Origin of the sequence: Pseudomonas sp. CHM02 (assembly GCF_000612585.1) — a bacterium.
Taxonomy (GTDB): Bacteria; Pseudomonadota; Gammaproteobacteria; order Pseudomonadales; family Pseudomonadaceae; genus Aquipseudomonas.
This window is the reverse complement of the sequence record NZ_JFCA01000044.1, coordinates 46947-58060: the sequence shown is the minus strand read 5'-3', so window position 1 is coordinate 58060 and position 11114 is coordinate 46947. Positions and strand designations below refer to the sequence as shown.

Annotated in this window: 12 protein-coding genes; 5 read left to right on the top strand and 7 right to left on the bottom strand. The window is 55.4% G+C overall.

The window, feature by feature from the left end:
- The first annotated feature begins 148 nt into the window (after positions 1 to 148).
- The gene (locus BM70_RS0123760) at positions 149 to 613 is read left to right on the top strand and encodes a D-alanyl-D-alanine carboxypeptidase family protein (RefSeq protein ID WP_218187300.1); all 465 of its coding nucleotides are present in this window, start codon (positions 149 to 151) and stop codon (positions 611 to 613) included.
- Positions 614 to 654: 41 nt separating this feature from the next.
- Here the strand turns inward: BM70_RS0123760 and BM70_RS0123755 are convergent, their stop codons facing one another.
- The 3 genes from BM70_RS0123755 to BM70_RS32655 all read right to left on the bottom strand — a co-directional run bounded on the left by BM70_RS0123755 (position 655) and on the right by BM70_RS32655 (position 2970).
- On the bottom strand, positions 655 to 2244 hold the full coding sequence (locus BM70_RS0123755; RefSeq protein WP_025858351.1) for an IS66 family transposase: 1590 nt from the start codon (positions 2242 to 2244) through the stop codon (positions 655 to 657).
- Positions 2245 to 2305: 61 nt separating this feature from the next.
- The gene (gene tnpB / locus BM70_RS0123750; RefSeq protein WP_025858350.1) at positions 2306 to 2641 is read right to left on the bottom strand and encodes an IS66 family insertion sequence element accessory protein TnpB; all 336 of its coding nucleotides are present in this window, start codon (positions 2639 to 2641) and stop codon (positions 2306 to 2308) included.
- Entirely contained in the window at positions 2638 to 2970 is a 333-nt protein-coding gene (locus BM70_RS32655) for a transposase (RefSeq protein WP_155952193.1), read from the bottom strand. The genes tnpB and BM70_RS32655 overlap by 4 nt, the downstream gene beginning before the upstream one ends.
- Positions 2971 to 3030: 60 nt before the next feature.
- Here BM70_RS32655 and BM70_RS0123745 point away from each other — a divergent pair, with 60 nt between their 5' ends.
- Positions 3031 to 3792, top strand: a complete 762-nt coding sequence (locus BM70_RS0123745; protein ID WP_025858349.1) for an alpha/beta fold hydrolase — start codon at positions 3031 to 3033, stop codon at positions 3790 to 3792.
- Between the two features lie 92 nt (positions 3793 to 3884).
- Here the strand turns inward: BM70_RS0123745 and BM70_RS0123740 are convergent, their stop codons facing one another.
- From BM70_RS0123740 to BM70_RS0123725, 4 genes are all read right to left on the bottom strand, one after another.
- A complete protein-coding gene (locus BM70_RS0123740) occupies positions 3885 to 4235 on the bottom strand; it encodes a hypothetical protein (RefSeq protein ID WP_025858348.1) in 351 nt (116 codons plus the stop codon).
- Between the two features lie 959 nt (positions 4236 to 5194).
- Entirely contained in the window at positions 5195 to 5578 is a 384-nt protein-coding gene (locus BM70_RS0123735; protein WP_025858347.1) for a VOC family protein, read from the bottom strand.
- A gap of 36 nt (positions 5579 to 5614) precedes the next feature.
- On the bottom strand, positions 5615 to 6304 hold the full coding sequence (locus tag BM70_RS0123730) for a nitroreductase (RefSeq protein WP_025858346.1): 690 nt from the start codon (positions 6302 to 6304) through the stop codon (positions 5615 to 5617).
- 292 nt (positions 6305 to 6596) lie between these two features.
- Entirely contained in the window at positions 6597 to 7253 is a 657-nt protein-coding gene (locus BM70_RS0123725) for an SDR family oxidoreductase (protein ID WP_025858345.1), read from the bottom strand.
- Positions 7254 to 7358: 105 nt separating this feature from the next.
- Here BM70_RS0123725 and BM70_RS31535 point away from each other — a divergent pair, with 105 nt between their 5' ends.
- From BM70_RS31535 to BM70_RS0123710, 3 genes are all read left to right on the top strand, one after another.
- Entirely contained in the window at positions 7359 to 8273 is a 915-nt protein-coding gene (locus tag BM70_RS31535) for a LysR family transcriptional regulator (protein ID WP_043274343.1), read from the top strand.
- Positions 8274 to 8428: 155 nt separating this feature from the next.
- On the top strand, positions 8429 to 9361 hold the full coding sequence (locus BM70_RS0123715; RefSeq protein WP_025858344.1) for an MBL fold metallo-hydrolase: 933 nt from the start codon (positions 8429 to 8431) through the stop codon (positions 9359 to 9361).
- Between the two features lie 161 nt (positions 9362 to 9522).
- Positions 9523 to 10836, top strand: a complete 1314-nt coding sequence (locus BM70_RS0123710; RefSeq protein WP_051556787.1) for an Nramp family divalent metal transporter — start codon at positions 9523 to 9525, stop codon at positions 10834 to 10836.
- Positions 10837 to 11114 lie beyond the last annotated feature (278 nt).

The following is an 11114-nucleotide window of genomic DNA, read 5'->3' as shown; positions in this document are numbered from 1 at the left end:
GGTGAAGTTCAACTATTAGTAGTGAAGAGAGCTGATCTATGCACCGGCTCTGGTAGGCTAGATTACCCTCTGTCCTTCGGTTCGTATGATGTACTACACGCCCCCTGCACTGCGAATGCTCGATGACCTAGGCATATCGTTGAGTTCCGTGATTGGTCGCAACCTCCAAGAGTTCGATGAGGCTAAGGCTCTTGAGCTTGCTGAAGTTGATGCAAACGGTAGACAGCATTTGCTGGTGCCTCTTGCTGCTCAGGCCTGGCGGCAGCTGAAGGCTTCTGCCAACAAGCATGGTGTGAATATTTACATTGTTTCGGCCTTCAGAACTGTTGAACGGCAGGCTGCAATAGTCAAAAAAAAACTAGCTTCGGGTTTAAGTATTGAAGAGATCCTGACGGTCTCGGCTCCTCCGTTTTTTAGCGAACACCATACCGGGTGCGCCGTCGATATAGGTACGTCCGGAAGCGCTGTACTTGAGCGAGAATTTGAGAGTTCGTTAGCCTATGAGTGGCTGACAGAAAACGCGAGATCATTTGGTTTTCACATGTCTTACCCAATCGATAATGCCGCCGGCTACGCTTATGAGCCTTGGCATTGGAGATTTAAAGCTGACTGATATCCGCTTGAAGTAGACGGTTGCCGACAAGCCTTTCGCGGCTAAACGGGCGCCCACTTATGTGGCAGCAGATCCTCGATTTCATTTGCCCGCTGCGTCGGCAGGCGCGTGAGAACGTCCTTCAGATAGGCATACGGGTCATGACCATTCAGCCGCGCAGACTGTATCAAGCTCATGATCGCTGCCGCCCGTTTGCCACTGCGTAGCGACCCAGCGAAGAGCCAGTTTTTGCGACCAAGAGCCCATGGCCTGATTTGGTTTTCGGCCCAATTGTTGTCTATGGGTACGGCCCCATCATCGAGGTAGCGCGAAAGCGCTGCCCAGCGTTTCAGGCTGTAATCGAGTGCTTTACTGATCGCCGAACCTTCGGGCACAAGAGCGCGCTGGGCGATCATCCAGGCATGCAGCATGTCCATCACCGGGACGGCTTTTTCTTGCCGTATTTGGCGCCGTAAATCTGGCTCCAGATCGCGGACTTCGCTCTCGATTTCGTACAACAACTGGATATAGCGCAGGGCTTGCTCGGCGAGCGTGCTTTTATTCGTCGCATGCAGCTCGAAGAACTTGCGCCGCGCATGGGCCATGCACCCGATTTCGGTCACGCCAAGTTCGAAGCTGGCTTTGTAACCGCCAAAATCATCGCAGACCAGCTTGCCCCTCCAGTCTTGCAGGAAGTTGCGAACATGCTCACCGGCTCGGCTAGGACTGAAGTCGTAAACCACCGCTGCCAATTCCGAGAACTGGCTGGTGGCGTAAGCCCAAACATAGGAACGATGGGTTTTCTTTGTTCCCGGCATGAGCATCTGCACCGGCGTTTCATCGGCATGAATAACTTGCTGCCCAAGTACCACGTCGCGCAGTGCATCGACCAGCGGCTGTAACTGCACGCCGGTCATGCCAACCCATTGAGCCAAGGTTGAGCGTGGAGTCGCCAGACCCGCTCGACCGAAGATTGATTCCTGACGGTAAAGCGGCAGGTGGTCGGCAAACTTGGCGATCATGACATGGGCCAGCAGCCCGGCAGTTGGGATGCCCTTATCAATAATCTGTGCCGGAACCGGTGCCTGAATCAGCGTTTCGCAGTCATCGCAGACCCATTTGCCGCGCACATGGCGTTCCACTGTGAACACACCAGGCGTGTAGTCCAGCTTCTCGCTGACGTCCTCGCCGATGCGCTTCAGGGCGCAGCCGCATGCGCAGTTAGTGTTGTCCGGTTCGTGATGAATCAAGGTGCGTGGAAACTCCGTCGGCAATGCCGTGCGCTTGGGCTTCTGCTTTTTCTCGGTCGGAGTAATCACTGCCTGTAAGCTTTGAAGCTCTGCTTCAATTGCCGCGATATCGGTATCGATCAGGTCATCGAGCAAACTGGCCTGCTCAGGATTCATCTGCTCGCTGCGTTTGGCAAACTTCAACCGCTTGAGCTGGGCTATCTCATGAGTCAGCTTTTCGATCAACGTTTGGTCGCGGTTGATCTTATTGCCCATCGTCTCAACGGTTTTACCCATCGTTTCGACCGTCTTGCCCAGCGTGTCGACCTGGTGGTCGAGGCTCTCGACACGCTGCATCAACTGCGCCGCTAAGGCGCGCAGTTGTTCAGGGGTCAAGTGATCAAGATTGGGTAGCGAAGTCATGGGGCCGATTTTGCCAGAGCAGGCAATTCGCGGCGATAGACCGATATGCTAATGGCAGCCATTAAAGCAGTGTGATCGAGCCACCAGAACCTGCGCGTTGCCATGGCAGACCCAGCACCAATGCCTGAAGTTGCTCGGCATTCAGTTCCATCTCAGAACCATGGCGAATGCCAGGCCAGTGGAACTTGCCTTGGTTTAACCGGCGCGCCGCCAGCCATATTCCGAAGCCGTCATGCACCAGCACTTTAATGCGATTGGCGCGGCGGTTGGCGAACATATAAGCACAGTGCGGCTGCGCCGCACCGAACACAGCGATCACCTTGGCCAATGCCGTCTCGGTACCGGCGCGCATGTCCATAGGCTCGGTGGCGAGCCAGATGGAGTCGATGCGAATCATCGCAGAAGGTCTCGAAGAAAGGTCGCGCAGGCAGCAGCATTTTCAGTGGGCCAGTTCACTTTGACGGTGCCACTCGGGTGTTGTATTTCAACGCAGATATTCGATGATGCTGAGTGCAAGCTTGCCCCGGCCACCGGCACGGGTAACGGAATAAATGCAGGTTGCAGCGCTGTGCTTTTCTGCGATTGGAGCCGAATCCATTTGTGGACGAGGTTTGCGTTGAGGTTATGGCTGAGTGCGACGCTGGCAATCGAAGCGCCGGGTTGGGCACACTCTTGAATGACTTGGGCTTTGAAGGACTTGGAATAGGAACGGCGTGTTGGCTGCATGAAATACCCGCTTAAAAGGCTAGAACTGGTGCCCACTTAAATTTAAGTGCACACCATGTCTTGGCTTGGCGGGGCTGGGTAGATGACTTGGCCGGACGGTTACGAGGATACGGTGGCACTCGCTTTATTGCTTCCATTACCCCTCGCTCTGGTGAGCAAGCGGCTTTGGGCGCTGATCTTCTGGAACTCCTGGATGCCCTGAAGATTGAGAAGGCCGTGGTCGCTGGTTACGACTGGGGTGGCCGGGCAGCCTGCGTGGTTGGAGCGCTTTGGCCGGAGCGCGTATCGGGTTTGGTCAGCCGTGAGTCGGGCTACAACATTCAGGACATCGCTAATGCGAGTATCCCCGTCGCGCCCGAGATTGAGAACCGCTTGTGGTATCAGTATTACTTGCACGGCGCCCGCGGCTATGCCGGGCTTGAGGCGAACCGTGACGCGTTCTGTCAGCTTTTATGGAAGCAGTGGTCGCCTACCTGGCACTTCTCGGATCAAACGTTCGCAGCGTCCTCACAGTCCTTCCAAAACTCTGACTTCGTGGACGTGGTCACCCATTCATATCGCCATCGGTTCGGCTTAGTCGCGGGCGACCCTCAGTACGCGCACATCCAGAACCAGCTAGCGCTTCAACCCGACATCTCCGTACCTACGGTCATATTGGCAGGCTCAAACGACGGCGTCACACCGGCTCAGAGTGAACAACAAGCGTTGATCAAATTCACCGGCTCTGCGCGGCGATTAATCCTCGATGGCGTTGGACACAACGTACCCCAAGAGGCGCCAGCTGATTTTGCGCAGGCCGTACTTAGCCTGTTGCACCTCTAAGCTAGGTTTGCAGCACCAATGGCAGGGAGCGGATATGACTCGAAGGCCACGATAGCGGCCATAGGGCGCACGGAGCTCGACAGATGCCCCCCCTACAGCCCCAGGTCGGCCGAGAAGTAGTTGTCACGCATCGCATCTGTTGCATGCTCGTCTTCGATGAGAATTTGCTGCAAACGCCGGCTGAGATGCCAGCGAAGCCCTGACCGCATTTCGATGTAGCCATTCTCCAGGCAAAGGCCGGAGTGATCATTGGCTATGAACGCGCGAGCTAACGCCTGAAAGGCTGATGACTCCATGCTGGACTGATAAATTCGCGTAGGATCGTCGAGCCCCGGGCGCCTCCGGTATTGCATCAGTGCCTGGGACACAATTGGTTCGAGGCTCGGCCCATACGCTTGGGCCGCTAGCGACCAAATCAGCACCTCAAGTTCGGTTTCCAGCATCGATCTCATTTCAGGGGCGCTGTTTCCAGCCAGCCCTCAATATTCGCTCAAACCGTCATCAGCGTCGAGCATGTCGCCCTTTGGCCCCAATCCTGATGAGTTTGAAAATCGCCACGCATTACCTTGAGCCATGACCTTTTAGCCGCAATGGGCGCGGGTGGATCGGCCGCGGTATGCGGTGCTCAAGTCAAATCCACGATTTTTTTGGGAAGTGGTTTTTCTGTGTTTGTAGTCAAAGAGAAGGCGGCGGCACAGCCGCCGAATAACCGATGCCCCTAAAGCCTGTAGAACCATGCACCGTCAGCACGGCTGCATCAGCCAGAAGCCAAAACCGAAGAAGAAACCAGACCCTGAACAGCGCTGAAAAACCCAAATCGACTCAAGTCCGATCACCTCAAAGGTGGCGATCAGGGGCGCATAAAGCGGCGTGACGAAGATCTATGCTTTTTCTTTTGCTCTCAAATACAAAACTCCGTCGCCGTTAAAAAATTTCAAGGGGGGTCTCTAAAAGAAATATGAAATACAGTGAAATCACCTTTTTCTACCAGCAGTAAGAGCGGATATCACTGGTAAATGACGGTCTCGATGCCCCCCCTTTTGCGGCGATGAGTGGGGAGAGAATCAGCTAGTTACCCGAGCGGCGCCCGGATTACTCGATGGCCAGGAGCGTTACCAACCGGCCTAACAAGCGGAAGAATCGGCGGACATACAGGGCGCCCATATCGATGCGGTTCAGGTGCCAACATGGCGTCCCCACCAGTGCTCTGCAAACCGTGAAAATGGGTAAACAGCTGGCTGCTGAATCGACCAGGGTCTGCGGCCCTCGCGCGTCAAAGCAGCAGTCACTCCAGCGCAGGTGTTGAAACTGCCGCCCTTGCCAGAGGCGCAGGTGCGTTCTTCAAGGCAGACTGCCCCGGACTTTAGGGCGGTGCCCTCCTCCAGAAGAGTCACACCAGCGATCAGTCGACTACAAGTTGGGAGATCTCGATCAGGTTGAGATCAGGGTCTCGCACGTACACTGAGCGAATCGGCCCGGTCGCACCGGTACGCTGGACAGGGCCTTCAATGATCGGCCATTGGAATGTGGTCAGGCGCTTCATGACCTCATCCAACGTGCAACTGGCGATGAAGCACAGGTCTAACGATCCTGGCACCGGCAAGTGCGCTTTAGGCTCAAATTCATTGCCTTTCAGATGAATGTTGATTTTCTGTATGCCGAAACGAAACGCTAGCCGCCCTTCTCCAAATGTCTCGAGCTGCATGCCCATCACGTCGATGTAAAAGCGCTTGCACGCCTCAACGTCCACGGTGGTGAGTACGATGTGATCCAGGTGATCGATCATTGACGTGTCTCCCGAGCGCTGGGATTGTACATCGCCTCAGCCGTGAAACCTCACGAAGCTTTCGGCAGGAATGCGCTCACTCGCGAGCGTATTTTCGATCTTACTGTGGTCTGCATAGCCCAGGCTCATGGCGCACACCATGATTTCATCATCTGGCAGGCTCAATTGTTCAGCCACTAGCCTGTGGTAACGGTTGAATGCGGCTTGGGGGCAGGTATCCAGTTCAAACGTTCGAGCCAGCAGCATCACGCTCTGAACGAACATCCCAAAATCGAGCCAAGTGCCCTGCTCCATGCTGCGATCCGTAGTAAAAATGAGTCCGACGGGAGCGTCGAAGAAATCGAAATTACGGGCGTGCTGGGCCTTCATGGCTTGCTTGTCATCGCGGGTGATCCCCAGCAGCGAGTACAGCCCCCATCCCAATGCGCGGCGACGCTCGATGTAGGGTGACTTCCAGTGCTTGGGGTAATAGGCAAACTCCTCCGTGTGGAGGGCATCCTGGTCTGGGTCGCTCTGCACATCCTTGATGCGTTGAGACAAAGCAGCCTTAGTTTCACCGGTAAGGATGTGCGCTTTCCACGGCTGAATGTTGCTCCCGGAGGGAGCACGCGCCGCTTGGCTCAGGATGGTCTTCAATACTTCCTGATTGACCTGATCTGGAAGAAACGCCCTCACGGAGCGACGAGATTTCAGGGCCTCGACCACGCTCATTGTCGACTGGTGCATAAATCACTCCTAGTGAACGTGCTGGCAATCCGGGTAGCCGTGTGCCACCTCATCCTTGCGCATTACAAGCGAACTGCCTGTCTTACTTCGCCGGATTCTGATCATGGTCGCCAGCATCCGATGGGATGCCGGCGTACAGCGTTATGAGTTTGCAAAGCTTCATCGGTCAACATTTGCCGCATTCTACTTCCAGCTCGGGTGCGAGCGCGCTATGGCCTCACTCTAGGACGAGTAAGGACATCAGGATCACTCTCTTCCGGCCTGAGTGGCCAGACGTCTATGACATGTTGCCTCATTCGGCCGTGAACGTGATCTCCGGATTCCACTCGTTGAAGGGCTGCTGATGAATCTCCCAGAAGCGCTGTGCGATCGCAGAGGCTTCTGGTGACTCAGGTGCAATGTTCGCTGCGACCGTGACAGTACCGATGTGGATGCCACGGACTTTGAGTGCTTCGAACAATCCCAACACTAGGGCGCGGATGCCTGCCTTGCCGATGCTGAGTGACAAATAGTCTGGACTTGGGTACAGGGCGAAGCCACCCCCGGTGTGCAAGATCGTGCCCGCTCCGGTTTTGCCCATCACCGTCAGTGCTGACTGAGTGGCCGCCAGTGCACCTCCAATGTTAACCGCCAGGTCGGCGTTGAAGCTGGTGCTCGGCTGGTCGTCTATCGTGGACTGCCTGAGATTGGCGGCGTTGTAGTGCACCACGTCGAGGGTGCCAAATTGCGTTTCGGCGGCTGCAATCAGTTGACCGATGGAACTCGCGTCGGACGCATCTACAAAGCGCGCATGCGCGTCATACCCATCGATGCTCAGTCTTTCGACCAGGGCTTGGGTTCTCTGCTGATCTCGAGCGCTCAAGATGACCCGGTAGCCTTCTCGTGCAAAGCGCAATGCAGTCTCAAAGCCAATGCCTGGCCCGGTACCAATACTGAGGAATGTTTTCATGTGAAGCGCCTGCTGTAGGAAAGGACTTGATCCAGTCTAAAGATGCATAATCGAATGATAATCAGCAGTCGGTGCATTTGAATGATGCGGAATTTGCAGTAGTCTTTGAGCGCGCTTAGCCTTGAGGAACTCACAACCTTTATCGCCGTAGTGGAACACAGCAGTTTCATAGAGGCCTCAAACGTGGTCGGCCGTGATGCCACCATCATCTCGCGTCGGATCAGTCGACTCGAGAAAAAATTGGGTGTTCGCCTGCTCTCACGCACCACCAGCAAGGTTGCTTTAACTGAAGTGGGTAATCAGTACTACCAGCGTGTGCGCAGAATCCTGGAAGACCTAAGCAGCGCAGGAGAAGAAGCCAGCGATCTTGCTTCCAAACCCCAAGGCCTGCTGAGAATCTCTGTGCCCGTCACCTTCGGTCGGCAGTGGGTTGCCCCCGCTCTGCCAGGATTTCTGGCCAAGCATCCGCAGATACGAGTAGATGCTGCCTTCAGTGACAGGTTTGTCGATCTGGTTGCAGAAGGGTTCGACGTCGTAATCAGGCTGGGCGCTTTAAAGGACAGTACTAACACGGCCACGTGGATCGCCCCATCTGAAACGGCGCTTTTCGCGTCGCCTGGATATCTGCGGGCACATGGTGTCCCTTCGCACCCCGAGGATCTGTCCAGTCATGCCTGTCTAGGCTTTACCAGCCATGCGAGCTGGCCAGAGTGGATTTTGGTGAGCAAGGACTCCCAGCGAGCTATCAAACCATCCGGCCCGATGACGGCAGATAACTCAGAAGCCCTCCTGGCAGCTGCAATAGAGGGACTGGGTATTGTCCTGACACCTGACTGGCTGGCAGGGCCTGCTGTGAAATCCGGAAGCCTGGTGAGGATACTTCAAGGTTGGCAGGGTGTAGCGAACGGGGGTATCCATGCGGTCATGCCTCCAGGACGCCTAGTGCCGGCCAAGACGAGGGTGTTCGTTGAGCACATCTCGACAACTATTCGCACCGCCTGGTCGCGCGACTTAAGTTAGTTCGGGCCAAACATGCGGCACGCAATAACAATCTATTACTTAAACAATAACAATCACTGTTAATGGAGGATTGCCAATCAATTAATATAACGAGGATTTATCATCTACATGCTGCTCGTTATTCTGGCTCCCACACCAAACAACGGAGTCACAAAATGAATTCCCTCGTAAATGCCCCAAAGAAAGTTGCAGTACAACGCACTCAAGCTCCAGGCTTCTTCCGGTATGCGCATGGTGATGTTGTAGTAACCGCCCTGTATGACGGTTATGTAAGTCTTGACCCAATGACACTTACCGGCCTGACCGACGAAGAACGTGCTGAAGACCTTACCCGTCAAATGCATGCACTCAACGCCGACGTCGACTCCGCCGTCAATGCCTTCCTGATTCACGATGGCAAACAGCTGATCATGGTCGACGCAGGCTCTGCCCATGTCGCTGGCCCAACTATGGGCAAATTGCTCAAGAACATCGCAGCCGCCGGCTACACCCCCGAGGATGTCGATACCATTATTCTGACTCACATGCACCCCGACCACATCGGCGGCATCACGAATGAACAAGGTGTCGGGTTCTTCCCGAATGCGATCGTCTGGACACACAAGGCGGATGCAGACTTCTGGCTGGACACCAACACCGCGGACGGCCTACCTGATGGCGAGAAAGCATTCGTCCAGATCGCCATTGACGCAGCCGCTCCTTACATCGCAAGCGATCGCTTCAACACTTTCGCCTTCGGTGATGAGATTGTTCCTGGTTTGATCACTGCAGTTGATGCCGCAGGCCATACCCCAGGACACACAGCTTTCATGGTGACTTCGGCTGGCCAGAACATGCTGTTCTGGGGGGACATCTCGCACATCCCTGCGATCCAGCTGCCTCACCCAGCCGCGACCATCGAGCTGGACGTCTTCCCTGAAATGGCTGTGGCATCTCGTAAGCGCGTACTGGCTGATACCGTCAAGGGTCAGTGGGTAGTCGGCGGCTCGCACCAACCGTTCCCCGGCATCGGCCGCGTCCGCCAGGAAGGCGAAGGTTATGCATGGGTCGCCGCGGAATATGGCGCACCTTCCTCGCTGGATGATTGATCACTCTGTCGGGTTCTCGGCCCCAAAGGCCGGGGCCAGATGAGGGCTCATTACAAATATTCGTTAGCGTGCGGTGGCTTCGTCCACCGCACGTCTGCGTGCAGCCGCTTAACAGCTGACGAGCGAGCCGCCACCCCCTCCCCCTTAGGTATCGACGAATCATGCTGACTACCATGACCTCGGCCTCCACTCGGCTAGCGTCTACGAATGAGCCTTTGCAGACCCCAATTAAGGGTCGCAACTTGCGAAAGCTTCTGCATTTTCTCGGGCCTGGCTTGATGGTGTCAGTGGGTTACATGGATCCTGGCAACTGGGCGACGGCTATAGAAGCGGGCTCGCGGTTCGGTTACGCCCTCCTCTTCGTTGTAGTGCTGGCGAGCTTTACGGGCATGGTCTTGCAAAACCTCAGCTCGCGGCTTGGTATCGCGACCGGAAGAGATCTTGCACAGCTATCACGCGCGCATTACCCACCTGCGGTCGCACGGGGTCAATGGCTCCTGGCCGAACTATCCATCCTGGCTACCGATTTGGCGGAGGTGCTAGGAGCCGCCCTTGCATTCCACCTGTTGCTCGGGGTGTCGATCATGACCGGGGTAGTCCTGACTGCCTTTGACACGCTGCTGGTTCTGGCCTTGCAACGGGCAAATGTACGTCGCCTCGAGGCAATCGTGCTGGGCCTCATCGGTACGATCGGTGCCTGTTTCTTCGTGGAGCTTGTATTGGTCAAACCGTATTGGCCGGACGTCGTTGCCGGACTGCGTCCGAGTTGGGATGTCTTGAGCCATCAGGAGCCGCTGTACCTGGCGATCGGGATTCTTGGAGCGACGGTGATGCCGCACAACCTCTACTTGCATTCCTCACTAGTTCAGGCGCGAGTTCGCTCCCATGAGCCGAAGGCCAAGGCAACTGCCATACAATTTGCCCGTCTGGACACGTTGGCTTCTTTGACGTTGGCGTTGCTTATCAATGCAGCGATTTTGATCTTGGCAGCTGCAGCGTTCCACCGCACCGGCCACACCGATGTAGTGGAGCTTCAGGACGCGTTCCATTTGCTAGACCCCATTGTTGGCGGCGCCTTTGCGAGCCTGCTATTTGGCATAGCCCTGCTGGCCTCAGGGCAAAGCTCGACGTTCACGGGCACGATTGCGGGACAAGTAGTGCTGGAAGGCTTTCTTCAGCGCTCTATTCCCTGCTGGGCACGCCGCCTGATCACACGGGGCATAGCGTTGATCCCGGCAATGATTGGCGTGTGGTGGCTGGGTGACAGCGCGGTTGGAAAAATGCTGGTGCTGAGCCAGGTAGTGCTAAGCCTTCAACTCCCTTTTGCACTGTGGCCTTTGATCCGCTTCACCAGCAATTCCCGCTTGATGGGTGAGTTCGTCAATCGGCCATGGGTACGCTGGCTAGCCTGGGGACTGTTCGGCCTGATCTCGTTCGCAAATGTCATGTTACTGATGATCGCGCTGAACGACTGAAGCATCGACATGAAGATCCGAGTTCCCAATGCAAAGCACATACTCTTTGTACTTTTTCAAATCATTGCATCATCGGATTGCGCAATAAAATACTAACAATCAATTATCCAATCGCTGGTTAAAGATATCGACGCCAACCGGTATCCTACAGGCATCTAATAGCGATGCATTTGATGGGCGCGAAGTGCTTATCAAGCAATTGCTTTCCCGCGGTTCCAGGCTCGAGTGATGCAGTCATAACTTAATCGAAACGGAATTCAAGACCAGGTTATGTTTTC

What these genes read in the sequence shown, in the direction of transcription:
- BM70_RS0123755 (WP_025858351.1), bottom strand. Translation starts at nt 2,244, where the DNA reads ATGACTTCGCTACCCAATCTTGATCACTTGACCCCTGAACAACTGCGC.
- tnpB (WP_025858350.1), bottom strand. Translation starts at nt 2,641, where the DNA reads ATGATTCGCATCGACTCCATCTGGCTCGCCACCGAGCCTATGGACATG.
- BM70_RS32655 (WP_155952193.1), bottom strand. Translation starts at nt 2,970, where the DNA reads ATGCAGCCAACACGCCGTTCCTATTCCAAGTCCTTCAAAGCCCAAGTC.
- BM70_RS0123740 (WP_025858348.1), bottom strand. Translation starts at nt 4,235, where the DNA reads ATGCTGGAAACCGAACTTGAGGTGCTGATTTGGTCGCTAGCGGCCCAA.
- BM70_RS0123735 (WP_025858347.1), bottom strand. Translation starts at nt 5,578, where the DNA reads ATGATCGATCACCTGGATCACATCGTACTCACCACCGTGGACGTTGAG.
- BM70_RS0123730 (WP_025858346.1), bottom strand. Translation starts at nt 6,304, where the DNA reads ATGCACCAGTCGACAATGAGCGTGGTCGAGGCCCTGAAATCTCGTCGC.
- BM70_RS0123725 (WP_025858345.1), bottom strand. Translation starts at nt 7,253, where the DNA reads ATGAAAACATTCCTCAGTATTGGTACCGGGCCAGGCATTGGCTTTGAG.
- BM70_RS0123715 (WP_025858344.1), top strand. Translation starts at nt 8,429, where the DNA reads ATGAATTCCCTCGTAAATGCCCCAAAGAAAGTTGCAGTACAACGCACT.
- BM70_RS0123710 (WP_051556787.1), top strand. Translation starts at nt 9,523, where the DNA reads ATGCTGACTACCATGACCTCGGCCTCCACTCGGCTAGCGTCTACGAAT.